Below are 23,007 nucleotides of genomic sequence, written 5' to 3'. Positions count from 1 at the left end.
ACGCGACGGTCCTCGACCCGGTAGTGTCCGGCATGCCTGTGACTGCCTTCACAGCCGTCGGATACCGTACTCCCGGCACGTCTGGCACGGCGTGCCAGAGATTCCTGCCCCCGAGGAGAACCAATGAGCTTTCGCAGTCCCTTTCCCGACGTCGAGATCCCGGCACTGAGTGTCTACGACTTCCTGTTCGGTTCGATCACGGAATCGGACCTCGATCGCCCGGCGTTGATCGAGGGCGCGACCGGAGCCGTCACCGACTACCGGACCCTGATCGGGCAGATCGACGCCATCGCCGGTGCGCTCGCGGCGCGCGGGGTGGGAGTCGGTGACGTCGTCGGCCTGCTCTCGCCGAACGTGCCCGCCTTCGCGGCCGTGTTCCACGGCATCCTGCGGGCGGGGGCCACCGCGACCACCGTCAATGCCCTCTACACCGCCGAGGACATCGCCAAGCAACTCGAGGATTCCAAGGCGACGTTCTTCTTCACCGTCTCGCCGCTGCTGCCGCACGCGAAGGAGGCTGCGGCCGCGGTCGGCATCCCCGACGACCGTCTCGTCGTGCTCGACGGCGCCGAGGGACATCCCTCCCTACGCGACCTGCTCGCCGAGAACGCCCCCGCCCCCGAGGTGTCGTTCGACCCGGCCACCCATCTGGCGGTGCTGCCGTACTCGTCCGGCACCACCGGTCGCCCCAAGGGCGTGATGCTCACGCACACCAACCTGGTGGCGAACGTGTGCCAGATCAAGTCCCCGATCAGGATCGAACCCGACGACCGGATCCTCGCCGTCCTGCCGTTCTTCCACATCTACGGCATGACCGTTCTTCTGAACGCCGCCCTGGTCAACCGCGCGTCGCTGGTGACGATGCCGAAGTTCGACCTGCCGGAGTTCCTGCGGATCGTCTCCGAGCAGAAGTGCACCTACGTGTTCATCGCGCCGCCCGTCGCCGTTGCCCTGGCCAAGCACCCGCTCGTGGACCAGTACGACCTCTCGAGCGTGCACACCGTGTTCTCCGGCGCGGCGCCGCTGGACAGGGCGCTCGGGAACGCAGTGTCCGCGCGGCTCGGATGGACGGTCCGCCAGGGCTACGGCATGTCCGAGATGAGCCCGGTCAGCCATGCCATTCCGTTCGACGGCGACGACGTGCCGCTCGACTCGGTAGGCCCGACGATCGCCAACATGGAGTGCAAGCTCGTCGACCCGACCACCGGCGAAGAGGTCGAGTACCCCACGGGCGAGGGGGTCTCCGAGCCGGGTGAGCTGTGGTGCAAGGGCCCCAACGTCATGGTCGGTTACCTGGGCAACCCGCAGGCCACCGCGGAGACCCTCGACGCCGACGGGTTCCTGCACACCGGCGACATCGCCACCGTCGACGCGGCCGGCAACGTCACCATCGTCGATCGGCTCAAGGAACTGATCAAGTACAAGGGCTACCAGGTGCCGCCCGCCGAACTCGAGGCGCTGCTGCTGACCCACCCGAAGATCGCCGACGTCGCGGTGATCGGCGTGCTCGACGACGAAGGCGAGGAGGTGCCCAAGGCGTTCGTCGTGCGCCAGCCGGACGCCGAACTCACCGAGGAGGAGGTCGTCGCGTTCGTCGCCGAGCGGGTCTCGCCGCACAAGAAGGTGCGGCAGGTGCAGTTCATCGACACCGTCCCGAAGTCCGCAGCCGGCAAGATCCTCCGTAAGGATCTGCGCACGCCGACGTCGTAGCCGGTCACCACCCGGGTCGCAGGATCCGGCCGAGATGCGCCGCGAGCGCCTCGAGCGTCGGATCCTGCGCCCGGAACCCGACATAGCCGTCCGGCCGCACCACCACGGCCGCGACGGCACCGTCGAAACCGTATGCCCGCGCGGCGCGGCCCGCGTCGTCGCGCAGTACCCGCCCGTCCGCCGGGCTCCCGGTGCTTCCCGCCACGAGCACGTACGCCCGCAGCGCGTCCCCGAAGCGGTCCGTCGCGTGCTCGGCGAGCTGTCGCTGTGCCTGCAGCGCCTGCGCCGTCGGCGCCCACAGCAGCACGGTGTGGCCGGGGTGGCGCAGCAGGTCGTGCAGCCGCAGCGGCGAGGCGACGGCGTCCTGCCGCAACCCCGTCGCATCGGGGGCACGATCGCCCGGAGCAGGGCCGCCGCCCGGCGGCACGGCGCTACCCACGAGCGGGCTGTCCCGGTAGCCGAGCAGCAGCTGGGCCTCGCGTGCGATCGCGGTCGCGGCGTCCGTCTCCCCTGCCCCGAGGCCCTGCCGGGCGTGCCGCACGGTGCGGCCCACCACCTCCTCCCCGACGGGCCGGCGCTCGGCGTCGTAGCTGTCGAGCAGGCCGTCGGCGGCGCGTCCCTGCACTGCCAGTGCAAGCTTCCAGCCGAGGTTGTAGGCGTCCTGGATACCGGTGTTCATGCCCTGTGCCCCGGTCGGGGGATGGATGTGCGCGGCGTCCCCGGCCAGGAACACCCGGCCCCCGCCGTAGCTGCCGGCGAGGCGGTGGCTGATCCGGAACACCGACGACCAGCGCAGGGCATCGGCCCGTGTCGGTTCGGGTGCCAGCCGGTCGAGCACGGCCTGGATGTGGCCGAGGGTGGGCCGGCGTCCGCCCTCGAGCCCGTGGGCCACGGCTCCGGCGCCGGAGGCGGAGGTCGCCAGGTCCGGCGCCACGAAGGTCGACAGGCGGTAGCGGCCGGTGCCGGGCAGCGGGATGCACACCATCATGTCCGTGGTCGTCCCGTCGCTCGTCGTCGAGGCGCGGATGCCGTAGCCGCCCGGCATCGACCAGTCCAGTTCGACGTCGGCGAGCATGTACTCCTCGGGAAACGCGTCGCCGTCGAAGGACACCCCGAGTCCTTTTCGGACGGCGCTGTGCGCACCGTCGCAGCCGACCAGGTAACGGGCCACCAGACGCGTGGTGTCGTCGCCGTCGCGCAGGGCGGCGACCACGCCGTCCGCGGTCCGCTCGAACCCGGTGAGCTCGACGCCGCGGCGCACGACGGTGCCGTGCTCGGCCAGGGCCTGCGTCAGCACCCGCTCCGTGGCGTACTGGGGCATGCAGACGAACCGGTACGGCACGTCCTCGGGCAGTTCGAGTTCGAGGCGCATCACTTGCCGGCCGTCGACGTAGACGATCTGCCCGTGCATCGGCGCGGACACGTCGAGCGCCGGCCGGACCACGCCCATCGCGTCCCAGACCTCCAGGGTGCGCGGCTGGATGCCGACCGCCTTGGCGTACTGCGGCGGTTCCGGCAGCCGGTCGACGATCACGACGTCGACACCGCGGCGGCGCAGTTCCAGCGCGGCGGTCAGTCCGACCGGGCCGGCGCCGACCACGAGTACCGAGGTCTCGCTCATGGGCATGCCCTTTCGTCGCGTTCGAGGGCAGTATGTCGGAATTCGGCGGCCGTGCGGGGCCGGTTCGCCGCATCCGGAGCCGTGAGGTGACAGGTGCCCGGTGCCGGAGCGCGCGTCGTCACACGTCGAGCAGGTGCGGCAGGCCCGCGCGGTAGCGGTCGGCGTCGATGCGGCGCGCCGGTTCGAGTTCGGCCGGCTCGTACAGGCGGTACAGCGCCGGCGGCGCGGCGGGCGAGTCTGCGGCCTCGAGCAGTGCGGTGACGGCCGCGGGCGCGGATTCGCCGGCCGACTCCATGGTGGCGAGATCGATGTCGGTGCGGACGTAGTCCCCGGCGAGGAAGAGGTTCGGGATCGCGGTGCGGGCGTCCGGCCGGTCGGACAGGGAGCCGGCGGTGTTGACGAGCAGGGGAGTGGCGTTGGTGTTGCGGCCCTGCGCGGGATCCCACCGGATGCCGGGATCGAGGAACCAGGAGACGATGTCGTCCGCGTCGAGGACACCGGTGCCGGTGTCGTCGAGGCACGCCGACATCTGGGCCCACGTCTCCCGGGCGATCTCCTCGGCCGTGCACTCCTTCGCGGTCTTGCCGTGGAGGATGCCGGCGGTGTCCCAGTCGGAGATGTCCACGGACAGGCAGTCGTGGGCGCTGCCGTCGCCGTAGCGGGTGGCGAAGTCGCCGCGCCAGAACTGGCCCTGGCTGATGGAGGTCAGTGCCCACGGCGAGCCGAGGTATGCGACGTGACCGGCCGCGATCGGGGTGGGCCGACGCAGGAAGTACTGGATGCCCACCATCCAGTCCGTGTGCAGGTTCCGCATGCCTTCGAGGCGAGGATCGGCGGCGAGGATCTGCGGTGACCACAGGGGCGTGGCCCGTTCGACGGGCATCGCCGCGACGTACCAGTCGGCTTCGGCGACGGACCGGGTGCCGTTGCCGTCCACCAGCCGTACTCCGGTGATCGAGCCGGACGCGATGTCGAGTCCCTCTGCTGCCCAGCCCATTTCGAATACGACCCCCAGGTCGCGCAGGTGCGCGGCCCACGGGGCGATCCACGCCTCGTCGGTGGGACCGGCAAGGACCCGGTCGAGATGGCCGTATGCGGGGACGGTGCCCATCGCGTTCCATACGAATGCCTGGCCCATGATGCCGATGGTGCGGGTGGAGGCGACGGTGGGCCGGGCGGCCACCAGCTGACGGGTCAGGGCCGAGACGAGGATGTTGCGGTAGGCCGCCGACTTGCCGTCGGCCTCGAGTGTCTGCGACCACGTCCGGTGTTCCCACTGCCCGTTACGTCGTTCGAGACTGCTGGTCAGGAACATCACCAGCTTGCGGGTGAAGACGGCCAGTTCGTGCGGGGGGGATCGCGCCGCCGAAGGAGAAGGCGGCGGCGAGGGAGTCCTGCAGCGAGGCGGGATCGAGGGCACCGTGGGGCAGCGGGGCGATCGACGCCGGGGCGACGAGGTCGGGCCCGCCGGGGATCGCCATCCGGAAGGCGGCGCCGGCGACGAGATTGTCGAACACGCCGTTCGGGTTGCCCGGGAAGGGGATCCGCCGCATCGTGTCGGGGATGTGCTGATAGAAGCCCGGGAAGAACCGGAAACCGTGCTCGCCGGGCAGGTCGGCGCGGCCGCCGGCCGCGGTGCCCGGCGACGGGATGCTGCGGGCCTTGCCGCCGAGGGCGGTCGGTTCGAAGACGGTGACCTCGAAACCGCGTTCGATCAGTTCGTGGGCGGCCGTCAGGCCCGCCACCCCGCCGCCGAGCACGGCGACGCGGCGGCCCGTCGACCGCAGTGCCGGGGAGCGCGGGGCGGCGTGGACGGGGGCGGGCGTGACCGCGAGGGCGCCCAGGGCGGTGAGGAAGGTGCGGCGGGAAAATCGGGTGTCGAACACGAGAAGCCCCCATCCGGACGACATTCTGGAAACAGCCGTTGTCACATATATCCGATGCGTGCGTCTCCTGCGGGGGAATTCGCCGAACGGTGCGGACGTGGCACCGCCACGCGGGCGTGCCAGGATTGGCCCATGACCAACGGAACACTTGTGTTGCTCCGCCACGGCGAGAGCGAATGGAACGCGATGAACCTCTTCACGGGGTGGGTGGACGTCCACCTGACCGACAAGGGGATCGCCGAGGGCAAGCGGGCCGGTGAACTGCTCGCCGAGCACGATCTCCTGCCGGACGTGCTCTACACGTCGCTGCTGCGCCGCGCCATCAGCACCGCCAACTACGCGCTCGACGCCGCGGATCGGCACTGGATCCCGGTCGTGCGTGACTGGCGCCTGAACGAGCGGCACTACGGCGCGCTGCAGGGCAAGAACAAGGCGGAGATCAAGGCGGAGTTCGGCGACGAGCAGTTCATGCTGTGGCGCCGCAGCTACGACACCCCGCCCCCGCCGATCGAGGCCGGCAGCAAGTACAGCCAGGACAGCGACGTCCGGTATGCGGACGTCGACGAGGTGCCGCTCACCGAGTGCCTGAAGGACGTCGTCGAGCGCCTGATCCCGTACTGGGAGGAAACCATCTCCCAGGACGTGCGGGCCGGCCGGACCGTCCTGATCACGGCTCACGGCAATTCGCTGCGTGCTCTGGTCAAGCACCTCGACGGGATCTCCGACGAGGAGATTGCCGGGTTGAACATCCCCACCGGCATCCCGCTGCGCTACGACCTCGACGAGAACCTGCGCCCGCTGAACCCGGGTGGCACGTACCTCGATCCCGAGGCGGCCGCGGCGGGGGCCGCCGCCGTCGCCGGTCAGGGCGGCCGGTAGTTCCCGGGGGCCGCGGGCGGCTGCCCGCGGCCCCGGGGAAACGGGCGGTGAACATGCGGCAAATGCTGTGAACATGCGGTGTGACGTGCGGCGGAATGCCCCGACCCGCTGTCACCACCACGCCGCGCCTACGTACGATTCGAGACGTGACTGTTGCGCAGGCCGTGCTGCTCGCCGGGGCCGCCGTCCTCGGTGCCGTGTCCGCGATCGTGCTCATGCGGCTCCTTCGGCGCCGGTCCGCCGACCGCACGGACGCCGACCTCACCATGGCGCAGGTCCTCGATCGCGTGGTCTTCGGCGCGGACACGGGCATCGCCGTCGTCGACCGTTTCCACGACGTCATCCTGTTCAACCCGCGTGCCGAGGAACTCGGCCTGGTCCGCAACCGGCTCGTGGAGGACTCGGCCTGGGCGGCCGCCACGCGCGTCCTCGAGACGGGTGAGCCCACCGAACTCGACCTCACCGCGAAGACCCCTCGTGGTCGTGAGCGCGTGGCGGTGCGCTGCGTCGCGCGGCGTCTGCTCGACGACGACGCGCGCTTCGTTGCCCTGTACGCCTACGACGACTCGGAGCAGGTCCGGATGGAGGCCACGCGCCGGGACTTCGTCGCCAACGTCAGCCACGAACTCAAGACCCCGGTGGGCGCGATGGCCCTGCTCGCCGAAGCCCTGCTCGAATCCGCCGACGACCCGGAATCCGTGCGGCACTTCGGAACCCGGCTGCAGAGCGAGGCCAACCGGCTCGGCAACATGGTGACCGAACTGATCGCGCTCTCGCGCCTGCAGGGGGCCGAGAAGCTGCCGAACCTCGAGGTGGTCGAGGTCGACGACGTCGTCGAGGAGGCGCTGCGCCGCACCCGCCTGACCGCCGAGAACGCGCAGATCACCGTCACCACCGACGCCGCCAGTGGCTACGAGGTCCTCGGCGACCAGACGCTGCTCGTCACCGCGCTGGCCAATCTGATCGAGAATGCGATCGCCTACTCGTCTCCGGGTTCGCCGGTATCGGTCAGCCGGTCCCTGCGCGCGGGCAAGGTCGCGATCGCGGTGACCGACCGCGGCATCGGGATCGAGAAGGAGGACCAGGAGCGCGTCTTCGAGCGGTTCTTCCGGGTCGACAAGGCCCGCTCCCGCGCCACCGGTGGCACCGGTCTCGGGCTGGCGATCGTCAAGCACGTCGCCGCCAACCACAACGGGGAGATCCGGTTGTGGAGCCAGCCGGGAACCGGGTCGACGTTCACCCTCCTCATCCCGGCCTGTTCCGCCGATCCCCGCGAATCCCACGGTGCCTCCCCGCGCCACGAGGGCGGGCCCGCACTGACGGTGGAGCGATGACGGGGGAGCCGTGACGACCATGCCGACACCTACGACGAGAATCGGAAATGAGCCGGATGCACCAGGTGACAAAGGGTACGGAGGACCAGCAGTGACGCGTGTGCTGATCGTGGAGGACGAGGAATCGCTGGCGGATCCGCTCGCGTTCCTGCTGCGCAAGGAGGGCTTCGAGACCACCGTCGTCGGCGACGGACCGTCGGCGCTCGCGGAATTCGACCGCGCCGGCGCGGACATCGTCCTGCTGGACCTGATGCTGCCCGGCATGAGCGGCACCGATGTCTGCAAGCAGCTGCGCACCCGGTCCGGCGTGCCGGTGATCATGGTGACCGCGCGCGACAGCGAGATCGACAAGGTGGTCGGCCTAGAACTGGGGGCGGACGACTACGTCACCAAGCCGTACTCGGCGCGCGAACTCATCGCCCGCATCCGTGCGGTGCTGCGCCGCGGCGGGGAGAGCGACGCCGAGGCGACGCAGGACGACGGGATCCTCGAGGCCGGGCCGGTGCGGATGGACGTGGACCGGCACGTCGTGCACGTGGCCGGCAATCCCGTCACGCTGCCGCTCAAGGAGTTCGACCTGCTGGAGTACCTGCTGCGCAACTCCGGCCGGGTGCTCACGCGCGGCCAGCTGATCGACCGGGTGTGGGGTGCCGACTATGTCGGCGACACCAAGACCCTCGACGTTCACGTCAAGCGGCTGCGCTCCAAGATCGAGGCCGACCCCGCCAAGCCGCAGCACCTGGTCACGGTCCGCGGCCTGGGCTACAAGCTCGAAGGGTAGGGGTCCGCCTACGGGGTGCGCTCGGCGGCGGCCGTCGTCGCGGGATGCACGGCGATCAGGCCCAGCCCCTCGCGACGACGGCACAGCCGCGCGAGTTCCTCGTAGGCGGCGTCGCCGATCAGCTCACGCAGCTCCGGTGCGTACGACTGCCACACCGGCGCGGCACCCGCGTGGGCGTCCGGCGAGCCGGAGCAGTACCAGTCCAGGTCGTGGCCGCCCTCGCCCCAGCCGCGCCGGTCGTACTCGGTGACGACGGTGCGCAGCACCTCGGTGCCGTCGGGCCGCTCGACCCAGTCCTGGGTGCGGCGGATCGGCAGTTGCCAGCACACGTCCGGCTTCACCTCGAGGGGCTCGATGCCGCGTCGCAGCGCCATCTTGTGCAGCGCGCAGCCGATGCCCCCGGCGAAGCCCGGCCGGTTGAGGAAGATGCACGCGCCCTTGTAGCGGCGAGTGCGCAGGGCCGGCTCGTCCTCGAGGTCGTCCTCCTCGAGATAGCCCTTCTTGCCGAGTCCCTTCGGCATCAACTGCCAGTCCTCCGGCGTGAGATGTCTCACGGCGGCGTCCAGCTTGGCGCGATCGTCGTCGTCCGACAGGAACGCGCCGTGCGAGCAGCATCCGTCGTCCGGCCGGCCGGCGATGATGCCCTGACACGCGGGCGTGCCGAACACGCAGGTCCAGCGGGAGAGCAGCCACGTCAGGTCGGCGGCGACGACGTGCTCGCTGTTGTCCGGGTCGATGAACTCGACCCATTCGCGCGGGAAATCGAGGGGAACTTCGGGGGCCGGGACCTGCTTGTGGGCGGCACCGGGCATACCTGCTGTCACAGGACCCGACGGTAGACCCAGTACCGTATGTATGTGCGCCTAGGGGTACTCGACGTCGGAAGCAACACCGTTCACCTACTCGTGGTGGATGCTCATCGCGGTGGCCATCCCACCCCCATGAGCTCGACGAAGGCGACCCTGCGCCTGTCCGAGAACATCGACGACCGCGGTGACATCACCCCCCAGGGCGCCGACCGGCTGGTCGAGACGGTCGCCGACTTCGCCGGCATCGCGCGTACCTCCGGGTGCGAGGAGCTGATGGCCTTCGCAACCTCGGCGGTGCGCGATGCCACCAACTCCGACGCGGTGCTCAGTCGCGTCCGCGCCGAGACCGGCGTCGCACTCGAGGTGCTCTCGGGGGTGGACGAGGCCCGGCTGACGTTCCTCGCGGTGCGGCGGTGGTACGGCTGGAGCGCGGGACGCATCCTGTGCCTGGACATCGGCGGCGGCTCCCTGGAGCTGACCTTCGGGGGCGACGAGGACCCCGACGTCGCGTTCTCACTGCAGCTCGGTGCCGGGCGCCTGACCCGGGACTGGCTGAGCGAGGACCCGCCCGGCAAGCGGCGCGTCGCGGTGCTGCGGGACTGGCTCGACGCCGAGCTCGTCCGGCCCGCCGAGGAACTGCGGGCGGCCGGCGTTCCCGACCTGTGCGTGGGGAGCTCGAAGACCTTCCGCACCCTCGCACGGCTGACCGGTGCCGCCCCCTCGTCGGCGGGCCCCCGGGTGCGGCGCACCCTGACCGCCGCCGGGTTGCGTCAGCTCATCGCATTCATCTCCCGCATGACGGCCGCGGACCGTGCCGAGCTCGAGGGCGTGAGCTCCGACCGGTCGCAGCAGATCGTCGCCGGTGCCCTCGTCGCGGAGGCCGCCATGCGCGCGCTGGGAGTGGAAACGCTCGATATCTGTCCCTGGGCCCTGAGAGAGGGGCTCATTCTCCGCAAGCTCGACACCGAGATGGGGGGCGAACTGATGGTGGTTTCGCAATGACGGACGGCAACAGCACCGACACCGGGCAGATCTCCGTCGCGGAGCTGCTGGCCCGTAACGGCCAGAAGGTGAATTCCCGCGCCGGCGGACGCCGCCGCCGCGGCGTCAGCGGCGGCATCTCGGTCGCGGAGCTGACCGGGGAGATTCCCGTCACCGTCCCGGAATCGGCCCAGACGTCGAAGGCGGGCGTCCCCGAGACCGAGGATTCCGAGACTGCCGCGCCCGAAACCGCTGTCCCGGAGACTGCCGTCTCCGAGGCCGAGGACTCCGGCGCCGGCGTCCCGGAGGCAGCGCCGGTCGTGTCCGCTCCGCCGAAGGCGCAGACGCCGGAGCCGCCGAAGGCGCAGACGCCGGAGCCGCCGAAGGCGCAGACACCGGTGGCGGCCGAGGCGGACCGCCGCGAATCCCGGCGCCCCGAGGCCGAGTCGCCCGGGCCCGAGACCCCGGTCCCGACGTCCCTGCACCGGACGCGCGAGGAATCGGCGGCCGAGCCGGTGCCGCCGGTGAAGGTCGAATCGCCGACCGAGATCATCCGTCCGGCCGTCCTGCCGCGACGTGCGCGGGCGCACGCCGAGGTGGCCGCGAATGCGCCGGCGCGGCCCGCCGACACGCCCGAGCCGAGGCTGCTGTCCGGGCCCGCGAGCGACCTGCGGGGCAGCAGCGACGACACCGCCGACGACGAGACCGAGACGATCGGCAAGGCCGTGGCCGCGGGCGAGCAGGACGCGGAGCAGCGGGAGAAGCCCGCCTCTCGTCGCGGCGCTGCCGCGTCGGCGGAGACCCCGGCCGCGGCAGAGGCCGACGAGGCCCCGTCCGACACCGGAAAGTCCCGCGGCGCGATCGCCCAGTGGGCGTGGCTGATCGGCGAGGGCATCGTCGCGATCGTCGCGGGCGCACTGCTGTTCAAGGGGTTCGAGCAGCTGTGGGATGTGTTGCCGTGGGTGGCGTTCGCACTTGCCCTGCTGGTCATCGTCGGTCTCGTGGCGATGGTGCGTATCCTCCGCCGCACCGACGACATCGCGAGCCAGCTCATCGCCCTCGCCGTGGGTGCCTTCGTGACGTTCGGTCCGCTGTTGTTCCTGCTGCCCACCGGCTGAACCGGCCCGTCGTCATGAGCACTCTGTCGCGAGAGATCCTGGTCGGACTGTCCACCGCCTCGGTGTACCCGGAGAACACCGAGGCGGCCTTCCGCTACGCGGCCGAGCTCGGCTACGACGGCGTGGAGCTGATGGTCTGGGCGGAGTCGGTGAGCCAGGACGTGCGTGCGGTGCAGGCGCTGGTGCGCAAGTACGGCATCCCGGTGCTGGCGGTGCACGCGCCGTGCCTGCTGATCTCGCAGCGCGTGTGGGGTCCGGACCCGGCCGCGAAGCTCGAGCGTTCGGTGCGAGCAGCGGAGGCGCTCGGGGCCGCCTCGGTGGTGGTGCATCCGCCGTTCCGGTGGCAGCGCCGGTACGCGGAGGGCTTCGCGGATCAGGTCGCGGACCTCGAGGACCGCAGTCATGTGGTCGTCGCGGTGGAGAACATGTACCCGATGCGCGCCGACGTGTTCTTCGGTGGCCGCGACCGCACCGCGCAGCGCATGAGACGACGGGGCGGGCCCGGCCGGGCGGTATCGGCCTTCAGCCCGTCGATCGATCCCACCGACACCGGCTTCGCGCACTACACACTGGACCTGTCGCACACGGCCACGGCGGGGATGGACGCGATGGCTCTCGCCGAGCGGATGGGCAGTGGTCTGGCTCATCTGCACCTCGCGGACGGTCACGGTGCGTCGACGGACGAGCATCTGCTCCCGGGCGACGGTGGTCAGCCGTGCGAACAGGTGTGCCGGCTGCTGGCCGAGAGCGACTTCTCCGGGCACGTCGTTCTGGAGGTCAGTACCCAGGGGGCGCGCACACGGTCCGCGCGGGCGGGCGCGCTGACCCGGTCGCTGGCCTTCGCGCGCGAGCATCTGCACCGAGCCCCCCGCCTGGCGATCACCACCGGGCCCGAGCATCCGCGTGCGACGACGATCGAGCAGGTGCACCCGTCAGGCCAGAGCACCGATTCCGGCGCCGAGAACCACGACTCCTGAGATCGTCACGCCGGCGGCGAGGGCGGCGGCGCCGAGCCACACGCAGGCGATCATGGCGCCCGGCCGCTGGGGGTCGCGGCCGAGTACGGACAGGAAGAACCCGGCGGGAATCAGGATTGCCGAGCCGAGCACTGCGATCGCGCCCGCGGCGGCCCATCCGGGTGAGGCGCCGACGGCGTCGGTGAGTACGGCGACCAGCAGTCCCAGGGTGACGAGGACGCCGGCGTGGGCGTGACCGGCGCGGAAGAAGGACTTCTGCAGATCGTTGGCCGGCACGTGCCCGCCTGCGACGCGCATCAGGAAGGTGCCGCCGAAGGCGATCCCGGTGACGGTGAGCAGGGTGGCGCCGAGAGCGATGACGAGTACGGGATGCACGGAACCCTCCTCGCGGAGTATTGGATAGTTGCAATATCCAATACTGGATAGTTGTACTATCCGTTGTCAAGAGGAGGTGGCGGTGCGGATCTCGGAACTGGTGGACCGGACGGGTGTCCCCCTGGCGACCGTGAAGTACTACCTGCGCGAGGGACTGCTGATGCCGGGCGAGGCGACCAGCGCCACCCAGGCCCGGTACGACGAGCGGCACGTCCGGCGCCTCGCTCTGATCCGTGCACTCGCCGCCCAGGGGCTGCCGCTGCCGCGCATCCGCGAGATCGTCCGCCTCCTCGACGGCACCGACGAGTCGCTGTTCGTCGCCCTCGGCCGAGCCGTCGCAGCGCTGCCGCCCTACCCACCCGACGAGCCCGCATCCCACGACTATCCGCGCGCCCGGCGCGTCCTCGAACGGCTCGGTCAGCTCTACGACCCGAGGTTCGCCGCGGTCGCCCAGCTCGAGCGGGCCCTCGCCGCCCTCGATTCCGCCGGCCTGTCGATGAGCGACGAGCGCATCGACGTCTACGGACGGCACGTGCTCGGCATCGCCGAGATCGACATCGACCTGCTGCCTACCCGGTCCCGGGAGGCGACGGTCGAGGCGGCGGTCCTCGGCACCGCCCTGTACGAACCTGTCCTCACCGCGATGCGCCGGCTCGCGCACCAGCACCTTGCCGCTCGGCGCTTCACCGAGTCCGGTGCCCCGGACGGACCCGTCCCCGAGTCACCGGACGGCCCCGTCACCGAGTCACCGGACGGCCCCGTCCCCGATTCACAGGAGCAGCAGTGACCGACACCGTGCCCGATTCCGGCAACCACCCGTTCCGCGACCTGACGACGCTCGACGCCGCCGGCGACGACCGCTGGCTCGCCCACATCGCCCCGATCTGGACGATCGGCCCCAAGGTGCACGGTGGCTGCATGCTCGCCGTGTGCGCCGCGGCGGCCCGCTCGGCGGCGCAGGCGGCGGGATCCGATCCGGCGGCGCAACCTCTTGCGGTCAGTGCCGGGTTCGTCGCCGCCCCCGACCCGGGCGACGTCCAGCTCACCACCACCGTCCGTAAGCTCGGGAAGCAGGTCGGGCTCGTCGACGTGGAGCTCTCGCAGGGGGACCGGGTCGCGGTCCGTGCCTCGGTGACGCTCGGCAGGCCCGACGCGGGCGAGCCGCGGTATGCCACTGCCCATCCGGTCGCCGCACTGCCGGTGCAGCCACCCGACGGCGCGCCCCTGATCGGCCCCGGCCATCCGATGGCCCAGGTGGTGAACCTGTGCGGGGGCGCCGACCTCGTCGTGGACGAGACCAGTGCCCGCTTCCTCGCAGGAGAGCAGGGTGAACCGGTCGTGCGGATGTGGGCGCGGCCGTGGGCGGGGGACGAGGCCGACGTCGACACCGCCGCGCTGTTCGCGCTCATGGCCGGGGACATCTCCGCGCCGGTCACTATGAATCGGGGCCTGTTCGGCTGGGCGCCGACGGTGCAGCTCACCGCGTATCTGCGGCGACTGCCGGCACCCGGCTGGCTGCGGATCATGGCCGACAGCACGGTCCTGGGTAACGCCTGGTTCGAGGAGGACCACACCGTCGTCGATGCCACCGGCGCCGTCGTCGTCCAGAGTCGTCAGCTCGCGATGGTCCCGCGCTGATCGTCGGGGGGATGCGGACCCCGGCAGCGGCCGTGGCAGGCTGTTGCCCATGACGAGAATTGCGGTGATCGGTGGCGGCAGGATCGGTGAGGCGCTGGTCTCGGGGCTGCTGCACAGTGGATTCGCGACCAAGGATCTGGTGGTCGTCGAGAAGTTCCCGGCGCGGAGCGAGGAGCTCACCGCCGAGTACTCGATCCGGGTCACCGACTCGATCGCCGACGCGGCCGAAGGCGCGGACGTGCTGGTGATCGCGGTCAAGCCGGGCGACGTCGACGTCGTGCTCGCCGATCTGGGCAAGGCCGACCTCGACAGCGAACGCGAGAAGCTGCTGATGTCGCTGGTCGCCGGCGTGCCCACGTCGCGGTACGAGAACCGGCTGCCGGCCGGATCGCCGGTCGTGCGGGTCATGCCCAACACCCCGATGCTGGTGGGGGAGGGCGCGAGCGTGATCGCCGCCGGCCGGCACGTCAAGCCCGACGATCTGGCGCTGGCACGCCAGGTTCTCGAGTCGGTGGGGACCGTGACGGTGGTACCCGAGTCCCAGATCGACGCGGTGACCGCTGTGTCCGGTTCGGGTCCGGCGTACTTCTTCCTCGTCGCCGAGGCGATGATCGACGCGGGCGTCGCCCTCGGTCTGACGCGGGCGACGACCACCGAGCTCGTGGTGCAGACGATGACCGGCTCGGCGGCCATGCTCGCCCGGTCGGGGGAGAACGCCGCCGACCTGCGCGCGGCGGTGACATCGCCGGGTGGAACCACCGCGGCGGCGATCCGGGAACTGGAACGTGGCGGCGTGCGGACGGCGTTCTACGAGGCGCTCGCGGCGGCCCGGGAACGCTCGGCCGCACTCGGTTCGTCCGCTGATTGAGGAAATTGGTCGTGCGCATCGTCGCACGGGAACCATTGGTCACGCTAAGCTCGATTGAGCACGTGCGTGTCTGTTCCGCCGGAGGGGAAGCCGGCGGCGCGGGACGTGCCGGAGGTGTGTAATGGTATCTGGAAGCAAACCGTCGAAGGGTCAACCCGAGGACGGTCAGTCGGTTCTCTCCGGCACCCAGTTCCTCACCGTCGCCGAAGTGGCGGCGCTGATGCGGGTGTCGAAGATGACCGTGTACAGGCTGGTGCACAGCGGGGAACTGCCCGCCGTGCGAGTGGGACGTTCGTTCCGTGTGCACGCCAAGGCCGTGCACGATTACCTGGAAACGTCCTACTTCGACGTCGGCTGAGCGGTCGTCGGCCGCAATCGGAGCCCGGAGCGGACCTCGGTTTCACTAGTCGAAACCCGCCCCGGTACGATTGCTTGTCGTCGTACCGGCCACCCGGTGTCGTGAGGCGCTGAGCTCGTCACCACGCGGCCCAGCGTCGACTACAGGCGTACGTCACCGGCGTGCGCGCAGGAACGCTAGAGAGAACGTGAGGGAAACCCTGATGGGTTCTGTGATCAAGAAGCGCCGTAAGCGCATGTCGAAGAAGAAGCACCGTAAGCTGCTCCGCCGCACCCGAGTGCAGCGTCGTAAACTCGGCAAGTAGATCGATTCCCCGATGCCCGTCACCCGTGTGGTGGCGGGCATCGAGCGTCTGGGTCGGCAGGCCGTCGAGGATCGCCCGCAGAATGCCCGATCCGGGTGGTACGCGGGGTTCGGGTGGCCGAGGACGAAAGTCCCGCATCGAAGTCTTTCCGGTGATCGGTTACTCCGGTGTAATGCTTTGTTGCGAAAGTCACCGTATCGTGAGAGACCGAAGTGACAGCAGGGGGTGAGTGGGTGAGTTCGGAGATCGACGGAATCGACCCGCCGAGGGTGGCTCTGGTCACCGGCGCGAGCCGATTCCTCGGGGGGTACCTGGTCACCCGTCTCGCCCAGCACCCCGGCGTCGAACGCGTCATCGCGGTCGACACCCAATCGCCCACCAAGGACATGCTGCGGCGCATGGGCCGCGCCGAGTTCGTGCTCGCCGACATCCGCAACCCGCTCATCGGCAAGGTCATCCGGAACATGGACGTCGACACCGTCGTCCACACCTCCACCCTCACCAAGGCGCCGAAGTCCGGCAGTCGCGCCGCGATGAAGGACATGAACGTCCTCGGTGCGATGCAGTTGTTCGCCGTGTGCCAGAAGACCCCGTCCGTGCGACGCGTCGTGCTGCGCTCCTCGTCGGTGGTGTACGGGTCGAGTGCGAAGGACCCCGCGAAATTCACCGAGGAGATGAGCGCGCGCCGCCGGCCGACCGGCGCTTTCGCCCGCGACATGATCGAGGTGGAGGGTTATCTGCGCGGGATGGCACGCCGGCGACCGGACATCGCCGCGACGATCCTGCGCCTCGCCCCGACGGTGGGCAACCATCTGCCCGGCTCCGTCTCGCGGTACCTCACCTCACCGATCGTGCCCACCATTCTCGGCCGCGATGCCCGGTTGCAGCTGCTGCACGAGGAGGATGCGCTCTCGGCGCTCGAACGCGCCACCGTCGCCGGACAGGCCGGGACCTACAACGTCGCCGGGGACGGCATCGTGATGATGTCGCAGGCCGTGCGGCGCGCCGGCGGACTGACCGTGCCGATGCCCTACGGCTTGTTCCGCACCGTCGGGCAGGCGCTGATGGGGCCGGTGATGAAGTCGTTCAACAAGGAAGAACTCGACTACTTCCACTTCGGGCGCGGGCTGGACACCACGCGGATGCGCACCGAACTCGGCTTCGAGCCGAGGTGGACCACGAGGCAGGCTCTCGACGACTACGCTCGCAGCGTCGGGCTGCGGCAGGTCGTCAGGACGGAATGGGTCGATCGAACCGAGTCGATCCTGCTCTCGGCGCTCGGAGAGCGGATGGAGGCGCGATGACAGAAGTGGCCAAGGTGATCCCACTCCACGGGGGAGCGGGGTCGGCACGACGGGCGGGTGCACGCCCGGGCGCCGGTTCCGGTCACCCGTCGACCTACGGCTCCCCGATCCCACCCGAACGGCCCGCAGCGCCGGTGCAGGAGACGGCGGCGGACGGGTTCCTCGACGACTTGCGGCACAAACTGGTCGGACAGATCACCGGCACCGCCGAGTTCCTGCGGCGACGGATCACCGGCGACTACGAGGTGGACGACTTCGGCTTCGACCCGCACTTCACCGACAACGTCCTGCTGCCGGCGCTGCGGCCGCTGTTCGAGAAGTGGTTCCGTGTCGAAGTGCGCGGCATCGAGAACATCCCGGCCGACGGGCGCGCGCTGATCGTCGCCAACCATGCCGGCACCTTGCCGGTGGACGCATTGATGACCTCCGTCGCGGTGCACGACCTCGCCCACCGTCCCCTGCGCATGCTCGCGGCCGACCTCGCCTTCGGCATGCCGGTCGTCGGGAGCGTCACCCGCAAGGCGGGACACACTCTCGCGTGCCATCCGGACGCCGAGCGGCTCCTGCGCGAGGATCAGGTGGTCGCGGTGTTCCCCGAGGGGTACAAGGGTCTCGGCAAGCCGTTCAGTGAACGCTACAAGCTGCAGCGGTTCGGGCGTGGGGGCTTCGTCTCGGCCGCGCTCCAGACCAAGGCACCGATCGTGCCCTGCTCGATCGTCGGTTCGGAGGAGATCTACCCGAAGATCGCCGACCTGACGTCCATCGCCCGGCTCCTCGGCCTTCCGTACTTCCCGATCACCCCACTGTTCCCGGCGCTCGGCCCGCTGGGCATCGTGCCGCTGCCGTCGAAGTGGTACATCGAGTTCGGTTCGCCGATCGCCACCGACGTCTACGACGATGCCGCGGTGGAGGATCCGATGGTGTTGTTCGAGGTGACCGACCACGTGCGGGAGACCATCCAGCAGACGCTGTACCGGTTGCTCACCAAACGGCGCAACGTGTTCCTCGGTTGAGCCCGGCCGTCACGCCGCCGAGTCGCGGCGACGGCCGAGAGCGGCGGCGAGCGCGCCCCCTGCGGCGCCGAGGGCCAGCGCCGTCGGAACTCCGATGCGCGCCGCCTTGCGGGCCGTGCGGAAGTCCCGGATCTCCCATCCCCGGGTCTTCGCGAGTTCCCGCAGGTCGGCGTCGGGATTGACGGCGACCGGCGTGCCGACGAGCGAGAGCATGGGGACGTCGTTGTGGCTGTCGGAGTATGCCGTGCAGCGTTTGAGGTTCAGGCCCTCGCGGATCGCCAGGGCCCGCACCGCGTGCGCCTTGCCCAGGCCGTGCAGGATGTCGCCGACGAGACGGCCGGTGAACACGCCGTCCTCCGACTCGGCGACGGTTCCGAGGGCACCGGTCAGACCGAGGCGCTCGGCGATGACGTTCGCCAGTTCCACCGGGGTCGCTGTCACCAGCCACACCTGCTGCCCGGCGTCGAGGTGCATCTGTGCCAGCGCACGGGTACCGGGCCAGATCTTGTCCGCGATGATCTCGTCGTAGATCTCCTCGCCGAGACGGGCCAGCTCCGCCGTGGACCGGCCGGCGACGAACGACAGCGCCTTCTCGCGTCCGCTGGCGACGTCGTCCGAGTTCTCCTTGCCGGTGACCCGGAACTTGACCTGCTGCCAGGCGAATTCGGCCAGGTCGGACTTGGTGAAGTAGTCGCGGGCGGCAAGTCCGCGCGCGAAGTGGATGATCGACGCGCCCTGCACCATCGTGTTGTCGACGTCGAAGAATGCGGCCGCGGTGAGGTCCTGCGGAACGGGGGTCGTCGAGACGTCGACGGGCTCGGCTTCGGTGCGGGCCTCCTGCAGGGCGAGCGCGGCGTCGGCGCTCGCCTGTCCGGCGAGGTTCGCGCGAACCTCGGTCTCGCTGGGGCCCAACTTGCTCAGCAGCCGGGGCCGGCCGGGCCGGATCAGGCCGGCCAGGGTCTCGCTGACGCGACCGGCCAGGTTCTCGCCGAATCCCCAGCCGTGTGGCACTGGACGTTCCGGCACCTGCACCTCCCTGTTGCGCGACGGCCGCGCCGTCGAGTGCTGCCGGCCGGGTTTGCCGGCGGCCGGCCGTCGTGTGTGGCAGACCGCCTCAGCCTAGCCCGCGCGGTGCCCCGCTCCGCGCGTTGCCGCATGTGGACCGGGGGTGTGACATTCGTCTCGGCGGGGTATGACGCACAGTTGACCCATGAGCGAACACCTGCCCGGGCCGTCCGCCGCACCCGGCGCCCCTCACGAGATCACCCTCCTCGTCCGAGCCGGCTGCGGCGCCTGCGCTCCCGCCCTGACGCTGCTCGAGCAACTGTGCGACGAGCTCGGCGCGGTCCTGACGTGCGTCGATGTCGATCGGGCCGCCTCGACGGATCCCGACCTGCGTGCCGAATTCGGCGATCGTCTGCCGGTGGTGCTGCTCGACGGCCGGGAGCACAGCTACTGGGAGGTCGACGAGCCGCGATTGCGGGCCGATCTGGCCGGTTGAGCGCCCCCGGGCGGAACCGTGGTGCAGGTGAGAAGCACATTCGGGGCCGTTCGAGCAACTTTGTGCAGGGCTTCACAAGCGGTTACCGTGGTGTGAACGAATCCCCCGGATCACCGTGAGGACCGACGTGTACCCGTCGGCCGGACGAGGAGCCACGAACGTGACAGAGCTGCACCCCCCGCAGGGCGATGCCGCCCGCGGCGGCGTCGCCGAAGTCGACGGGGGTGCGTCTCCCGGTGTCCCCGTGCGGGACATCCCCCAGGCTACTGTGACGCGTCTCGCGACGTACCTGCGGGTCCTCGGAATGCTCGCCGACGAAGGCACGCTCATCGTCTCGAGCGAGGAACTCGCCACCGCATCCGGGGTCGGTTCCGCGAAACTCCGCAAGGATCTGTCCTTCCTCGGACCCAACGGGGTGCGTGGCGTCGGGTACGACGTGCTGCGCCTGCAAGCCCGCATCGAGAACGCACTCGGCCTCGACCGAGGGCACCGCGTGGTCCTCGTCGGCGTCGGCAATCTCGGCCGCGCGCTGGCCGGGTACTCAGGGTTCGACCGCCGCGGCTTCACGATGGCCGGACTGTTCGATGCCGACCCGGCGCGGGTGGGCACCCGGGTGGGGAACCTGACCATCCGGCACGTCGACGGGCTCGAAGCGGCCGCCCGCGAACTCGCTGCCACGATCGGTGTCATCGCGACCCCGGACGACGCTGCTCAGGGCGTATGCGACCGGCTGGTGCGTTCCGGCGTCCGGTCCGTGCTGAGCTTCGCCGCGACACCGCTCGAGGTGCCCGGCCACGTCGAGGTCCGGCGAGTCGATCTGTCCGTGGAAATGCAGGTCCTCTCGTTCCACAGTGCCCGCAACGACGCGCCGGTGGACGGCAGTCGTGCCGGCCTGCCCGATATCTGCCAGGTCGCGTCGAGCGAAGGGCGCCGGGCAGCGACCGGCGCGTCCCGGCTCACCGCCCAGAAGGCGAGCGCAACCGGGTTCACCGCATCAGGAAAGCCGAGCCCCGTGGCCTCGGCAGCGACAAGAAACGGATCGGTGATTGCGCCGTGAGTGTTCTCCTCGTCGGGGTCTCGCACAGGACCGCGCCCGTCTCGGTGCTCGAAAAGGTGGCCGTCACCGACACCGACCGACCCAAGCTCACCGACAAGATGATGGCCTCCGGCCACATCTCGGAGGCGATGATCGTCTCCACCTGCAACCGGGTGGAGATCTACGCGGTGGTCGACGCGTTCCACGGCGCGCTGGCCGACGTGAGCGAGCTCATGGCCGAGCACTCGGGCCTGACCCTCGTGGATCTGCACAAGCACGCGTACGTGCGCTACAGCGAGGCGGCCGCCGAGCACCTGTTCGCCGTGGCCAGCGGCCTCGACTCGATGGTGGTCGGTGAGCAGCAGATCCTCGGCCAGATCCGTACCGCCTACGCGAGCGCCGACGCCCAGCAGGCTGCCGGCCGGGCCCTGCACGAGCTGGCTCAGCAGGCGCTGCGCGTGGGCAAGCGAGTGCACAGCGAGACCGGCATCGACGCGGCGGGTGCGTCCGTGGTGTCGGTGGCACTGGACAAGGCCGCGACAGTGCTCGACGGTCTGGCCGGCCGCACCGCCGCCGTGATCGGTGCGGGCGCGATGGGCGGACTCGCCGTCGCGCACCTCACCCGTGCCGGGATCGCGCGCATCGTGGTGGTCAACCGGACCCGTGAGCGCGCCGAGCGGCTCGCCGAGACCGCCCGCGGCAACGGCATCGAGGCAGATGTGCTGTCGTTCGACCGGCTCGCGGCCGCGTTGTCGCAGGCCGACGTGGCCGTCACCTGCACGGGTGCGGTCGGTACGGTCGTCACCCTCGCCGACGCGCACCGGGCCCTCGCGCAGCCCGAGCGGAGCACCCGACCGCTGGTGATCTGCGATCTCGGCCTGCCGCGCGACGTGGAGCCGGCCGTCTCGGGTCTGCCCGGCGTCACCGTCTTCGACATGGAGTCGCTGCAACGCGATCCCGCGGCCGGTGCCGCCGCCTCCGACACCGACGCGGCTCGCTCGATCGTGGCCGCCGAGCTGGCCGACTACCTCGCTTCCCAGCGTCTGGCGGAGGTCACCCCCACCGTCACCGCGCTGCGTCAGCGCGCCGCCGAGGTCGTCGAGGGCGAGCTGCTGCGGCTCGAGTCCCGGCTGCCGGGACTCGACGACGGCCAGCGCGGCGAGGTGGCCCGCACGGTGCGCCGCGTCGTCGACAAGCTGCTGCACGCACCGACGGTGCGCGTCAAGCAGCTGGCGTCCACTCCGGGCGGCGACCAGTACGCCGAGGCGCTGCGCGAGCTGTTCGAATTGCGTCCGGGTGCTGCCGAGGCCGTCGCCACCCCGGTGGCGAAGGAACTCGGCGCGCTCCCCGACGTGACCGGCGCGACCGACCTGTCGGCCGCGCTGGATCCGGCCGTCACCACGGAACTGCGGTCGCCCCGGAAGCAGTCGCCCGGGGCGCTGGGAGCTTCTCGAGAGGAAAGGCAGGCATGAGCGCCGAGGTCGCATCGGATACCCGGATCGAAACCGGAACCGGCAGCCGCACGCTGCGGATCGGAACGCGCGGCAGCCTGCTGGCGACGACGCAGGCGGGCACCGTCCGGGATGCGCTGATCGCCGCCGGCCATCCCGCCGAGCTGGTCGTCATCACCACCAAGGGCGACGTCACCGCGGGCCCGGTCGAGCGGATCGGTGTCGGCGTCTTCACCGCCGAGCTGCGGGAGGCGCTGCTCGCCGGCGACGTCGACCTGGCCGTGCATTCGTACAAGGACCTCCCGACCGCGCAGGATCCGCGACTGGTGATCGCGGCCGTGCCGCCGCGGGAGGATCCGCGCGACGCGCTCGTCGCCCGCGACGGACTGGTCCTCGGCGAGCTGCCGCCGGGCTCGCGCGTGGGCACCTCCGCGCCGCGCCGGCGTGCCCAGCTCGCCGCCATGGGCCTGGGCCTCGACATCCGGCCGCTGCGCGGCAACATCGACACCCGGCTCGGGAAGGTTGCGTCCGGCGAACTGGACGCCATCGTCATTGCGCGCGCGGGACTTTCGCGTATCGGCCGCCTCGACCGGATCACCGAGTCCCTCGAACCGGTGCAGATGCTGCCGGCGCCCTCCCAGGGTGCCCTCGCGGTCGAATGCCGCGCGGAGGACACCGCACTGATCGAGATCCTCGCCGGTCTCGACGACCGCGCCAGCCGCGCGGCGGTCGTCGCCGAACGGGCGCTGCTCGCAGAGCTCGAGGCCGGCTGCACCGCCCCCGTCGGGGCCGTTGCCGAGGTCGTCGAGTCCCTCGACGACGACGGCCGCGTCATCGAGGAACTGTCCGTGCGCGGCTGCGCCGCCGCGCTCGACGGCTCGGACGTGCTGCGCGCCAGCGCCGTCGGTGCCACCAGCCGCGCCGAGGAGCTGGGCCGGGCGGTGGCTCGCGAGTTGCTCGATCTCGGTGCGCGCGAGCTGATGGCCGACCGGGGGGACGACGCGCCGGAACAGGGCACGGCCGATGTTTGACGCCTTCCGTCCGCACCTCAGGTTTCCCTTTA

The 23,007-nt window shown here is 70.7% G+C and carries 22 protein-coding genes and 1 pseudogene; 18 read left to right on the top strand and 5 right to left on the bottom strand.

From position 1 onward, the window contains the following. The first annotated feature begins 123 nt into the window (after positions 1-123). A complete protein-coding gene (locus tag AC2IPW_RS18210; protein WP_486375323.1) occupies positions 124-1,710 on the top strand; it encodes an AMP-binding protein in 1,587 nt (528 codons plus the stop codon). A 4-nt stretch (positions 1,711-1,714) separates the two neighbouring features. Here the strand turns inward: AC2IPW_RS18210 and AC2IPW_RS18205 are convergent, their stop codons facing one another. Both AC2IPW_RS18205 and AC2IPW_RS18200 read right to left on the bottom strand, forming a co-directional pair. Further along, positions 1,715-3,331, bottom strand: coding sequence for an FAD-dependent oxidoreductase (locus AC2IPW_RS18205; protein WP_486375322.1), 1,617 nt, complete (start codon positions 3,329-3,331; stop codon positions 1,715-1,717). Positions 3,332-3,449: 118 nt separating this feature from the next. Beyond that, a pseudogene (locus AC2IPW_RS18200) lies at positions 3,450-5,241 on the bottom strand (hydroxysqualene dehydroxylase). Positions 5,242-5,349: 108 nt separating this feature from the next. On the opposite strand from AC2IPW_RS18200, the gene AC2IPW_RS18195 reads away from it, so the two are divergent. The 3 genes from AC2IPW_RS18195 (at position 5,350) to AC2IPW_RS18185 (ending at position 8,211) form a co-directional block, all read left to right on the top strand. Continuing rightward, positions 5,350-6,096, top strand: a complete 747-nt coding sequence (locus AC2IPW_RS18195) for a phosphoglyceromutase (RefSeq protein ID WP_003937540.1) — start codon at positions 5,350-5,352, stop codon at positions 6,094-6,096. A gap of 146 nt (positions 6,097-6,242) precedes the next feature. Beyond that, on the top strand, positions 6,243-7,430 hold the full coding sequence (locus AC2IPW_RS18190) for a sensor histidine kinase (protein WP_003937541.1): 1,188 nt from the start codon (positions 6,243-6,245) through the stop codon (positions 7,428-7,430). 91 nt (positions 7,431-7,521) lie between these two features. Then, positions 7,522-8,211: a response regulator transcription factor gene (locus tag AC2IPW_RS18185; protein ID WP_054373335.1), complete on the top strand. Its 690-nt coding sequence runs from the start codon at positions 7,522-7,524 to the stop codon at positions 8,209-8,211. An 8-nt stretch (positions 8,212-8,219) separates the two neighbouring features. Here AC2IPW_RS18185 and AC2IPW_RS18180 read toward each other — a convergent pair whose 3' ends face one another. Continuing rightward, the gene (locus AC2IPW_RS18180; protein ID WP_486377027.1) at positions 8,220-9,023 is read right to left on the bottom strand and encodes a DUF3109 family protein; all 804 of its coding nucleotides are present in this window, start codon (positions 9,021-9,023) and stop codon (positions 8,220-8,222) included. 45 nt (positions 9,024-9,068) lie between these two features. Here AC2IPW_RS18180 and AC2IPW_RS18175 point away from each other — a divergent pair, with 45 nt between their 5' ends. From AC2IPW_RS18175 to AC2IPW_RS18165, 3 genes are read left to right on the top strand one after another with little or no spacing between them, the layout of a single operon-like run. After that, the gene (locus AC2IPW_RS18175) at positions 9,069-10,022 is read left to right on the top strand and encodes a Ppx/GppA family phosphatase (RefSeq protein ID WP_081608759.1); all 954 of its coding nucleotides are present in this window, start codon (positions 9,069-9,071) and stop codon (positions 10,020-10,022) included. Beyond that, a complete protein-coding gene (locus tag AC2IPW_RS18170; RefSeq protein WP_486375321.1) occupies positions 10,019-11,119 on the top strand; it encodes a hypothetical protein in 1,101 nt (366 codons plus the stop codon). Before AC2IPW_RS18175 ends, AC2IPW_RS18170 begins: the two co-directional genes overlap by 4 nt. A gap of 14 nt (positions 11,120-11,133) precedes the next feature. Next, the gene (locus AC2IPW_RS18165) at positions 11,134-12,096 is read left to right on the top strand and encodes a sugar phosphate isomerase/epimerase family protein (protein ID WP_003937546.1); all 963 of its coding nucleotides are present in this window, start codon (positions 11,134-11,136) and stop codon (positions 12,094-12,096) included. Here AC2IPW_RS18165 and AC2IPW_RS18160 read toward each other — a convergent pair. Beyond that, positions 12,052-12,471 carry a hypothetical protein gene (locus AC2IPW_RS18160; RefSeq protein ID WP_486375320.1) on the bottom strand — a complete coding sequence of 140 codons (420 nt, stop codon included), beginning with the start codon at positions 12,469-12,471 and terminating at the stop codon, positions 12,052-12,054. The two genes, AC2IPW_RS18165 and AC2IPW_RS18160, sit on opposite strands and share 45 nt — an antisense overlap. An 82-nt stretch (positions 12,472-12,553) precedes the next feature. Here AC2IPW_RS18160 and AC2IPW_RS18155 point away from each other — a divergent pair, with 82 nt between their 5' ends. The 7 genes from AC2IPW_RS18155 to AC2IPW_RS18125 all read left to right on the top strand — a co-directional run bounded on the left by AC2IPW_RS18155 (position 12,554) and on the right by AC2IPW_RS18125 (position 17,956). Further along, positions 12,554-13,258 (top strand): MerR family transcriptional regulator, encoded by a 705-nt coding sequence (locus AC2IPW_RS18155; RefSeq protein ID WP_486375319.1) that lies wholly within the window; start codon positions 12,554-12,556, stop codon positions 13,256-13,258. Continuing rightward, the gene (locus AC2IPW_RS18150) at positions 13,255-14,109 is read left to right on the top strand and encodes a thioesterase family protein (protein ID WP_003937549.1); all 855 of its coding nucleotides are present in this window, start codon (positions 13,255-13,257) and stop codon (positions 14,107-14,109) included. Before AC2IPW_RS18155 ends, AC2IPW_RS18150 begins: the two co-directional genes overlap by 4 nt. 49 nt (positions 14,110-14,158) lie before the next feature. Continuing rightward, complete coding sequence (proC, locus tag AC2IPW_RS18145; RefSeq protein ID WP_289377850.1) at positions 14,159-14,977, top strand: pyrroline-5-carboxylate reductase; 819 nt, start codon at positions 14,159-14,161, stop codon at positions 14,975-14,977. 121 nt (positions 14,978-15,098) lie between these two features. Continuing rightward, positions 15,099-15,335, top strand: a complete 237-nt coding sequence (locus AC2IPW_RS18140) for a helix-turn-helix domain-containing protein (protein WP_003937551.1) — start codon at positions 15,099-15,101, stop codon at positions 15,333-15,335. A 202-nt stretch (positions 15,336-15,537) separates the two neighbouring features. Beyond that, positions 15,538-15,639, top strand: a complete 102-nt coding sequence (locus AC2IPW_RS18135) for a 30S ribosomal protein bS22 (RefSeq protein WP_003402602.1) — start codon at positions 15,538-15,540, stop codon at positions 15,637-15,639. Positions 15,640-15,872: 233 nt separating this feature from the next. Continuing rightward, a complete protein-coding gene (locus AC2IPW_RS18130; RefSeq protein ID WP_054373339.1) occupies positions 15,873-16,943 on the top strand; it encodes an NAD-dependent epimerase/dehydratase family protein in 1,071 nt (356 codons plus the stop codon). Further along, positions 16,940-17,956 (top strand): lysophospholipid acyltransferase family protein, encoded by a 1,017-nt coding sequence (locus AC2IPW_RS18125; protein WP_486375318.1) that lies wholly within the window; start codon positions 16,940-16,942, stop codon positions 17,954-17,956. The genes AC2IPW_RS18130 and AC2IPW_RS18125 overlap by 4 nt, the downstream gene beginning before the upstream one ends. Positions 17,957-17,965: 9 nt before the next feature. Here the strand turns inward: AC2IPW_RS18125 and AC2IPW_RS18120 are convergent, their stop codons facing one another. Next, on the bottom strand, positions 17,966-18,982 hold the full coding sequence (locus AC2IPW_RS18120) for an HAD family hydrolase (RefSeq protein ID WP_486375317.1): 1,017 nt from the start codon (positions 18,980-18,982) through the stop codon (positions 17,966-17,968). A 184-nt stretch (positions 18,983-19,166) separates the two neighbouring features. On the opposite strand from AC2IPW_RS18120, the gene AC2IPW_RS18115 reads away from it, so the two are divergent. From AC2IPW_RS18115 to hemC, 4 genes are all read left to right on the top strand, one after another. Further along, positions 19,167-19,457: a glutaredoxin family protein gene (locus AC2IPW_RS18115; RefSeq protein WP_486375316.1), complete on the top strand. Its 291-nt coding sequence runs from the start codon at positions 19,167-19,169 to the stop codon at positions 19,455-19,457. A 160-nt stretch (positions 19,458-19,617) separates the two neighbouring features. Then, the gene (locus AC2IPW_RS18110; protein ID WP_486375315.1) at positions 19,618-20,514 is read left to right on the top strand and encodes a redox-sensing transcriptional repressor Rex; all 897 of its coding nucleotides are present in this window, start codon (positions 19,618-19,620) and stop codon (positions 20,512-20,514) included. Further along, a complete protein-coding gene (locus AC2IPW_RS18105; RefSeq protein WP_003937557.1) occupies positions 20,511-21,965 on the top strand; it encodes a glutamyl-tRNA reductase in 1,455 nt (484 codons plus the stop codon). The genes AC2IPW_RS18110 and AC2IPW_RS18105 overlap by 4 nt, the downstream gene beginning before the upstream one ends. Then, positions 21,962-22,975 (top strand): hydroxymethylbilane synthase, encoded by a 1,014-nt coding sequence (gene hemC / locus AC2IPW_RS18100; protein WP_289377853.1) that lies wholly within the window; start codon positions 21,962-21,964, stop codon positions 22,973-22,975. Before AC2IPW_RS18105 ends, hemC begins: the two co-directional genes overlap by 4 nt. Positions 22,976-23,007 lie beyond the last annotated feature (32 nt).

Source organism: Rhodococcus sp. NS-SX18 (assembly GCF_057367935.1).
The sequence above is the reverse complement of the archived record's forward strand: the minus strand, read 5'-3'. Positions and strand labels throughout refer to the sequence as shown.

Bases quoted from the DNA above. Each gene is read 5' to 3' on its own strand.
- AC2IPW_RS18210 (WP_486375323.1), top strand. From the start codon at position 124: ATGAGCTTTCGCAGTCCCTTTCCCGACGTCGAGATCCCGGCACTGAGT.
- AC2IPW_RS18205 (WP_486375322.1), bottom strand. From the start codon at position 3,331: ATGAGCGAGACCTCGGTACTCGTGGTCGGCGCCGGCCCGGTCGGACTG.
- AC2IPW_RS18195 (WP_003937540.1), top strand. From the start codon at position 5,350: ATGACCAACGGAACACTTGTGTTGCTCCGCCACGGCGAGAGCGAATGG.
- AC2IPW_RS18180 (WP_486377027.1), bottom strand. From the start codon at position 9,023: ATGCCCGGTGCCGCCCACAAGCAGGTCCCGGCCCCCGAAGTTCCCCTC.
- AC2IPW_RS18170 (WP_486375321.1), top strand. From the start codon at position 10,019: ATGACGGACGGCAACAGCACCGACACCGGGCAGATCTCCGTCGCGGAG.
- AC2IPW_RS18165 (WP_003937546.1), top strand. From the start codon at position 11,134: ATGAGCACTCTGTCGCGAGAGATCCTGGTCGGACTGTCCACCGCCTCG.
- proC (WP_289377850.1), top strand. From the start codon at position 14,159: ATGACGAGAATTGCGGTGATCGGTGGCGGCAGGATCGGTGAGGCGCTG.
- AC2IPW_RS18140 (WP_003937551.1), top strand. From the start codon at position 15,099: ATGGTATCTGGAAGCAAACCGTCGAAGGGTCAACCCGAGGACGGTCAG.
- AC2IPW_RS18135 (WP_003402602.1), top strand. From the start codon at position 15,538: ATGGGTTCTGTGATCAAGAAGCGCCGTAAGCGCATGTCGAAGAAGAAG.
- AC2IPW_RS18125 (WP_486375318.1), top strand. From the start codon at position 16,940: ATGACAGAAGTGGCCAAGGTGATCCCACTCCACGGGGGAGCGGGGTCG.
- AC2IPW_RS18115 (WP_486375316.1), top strand. From the start codon at position 19,167: ATGAGCGAACACCTGCCCGGGCCGTCCGCCGCACCCGGCGCCCCTCAC.
- hemC (WP_289377853.1), top strand. From the start codon at position 21,962: ATGAGCGCCGAGGTCGCATCGGATACCCGGATCGAAACCGGAACCGGC.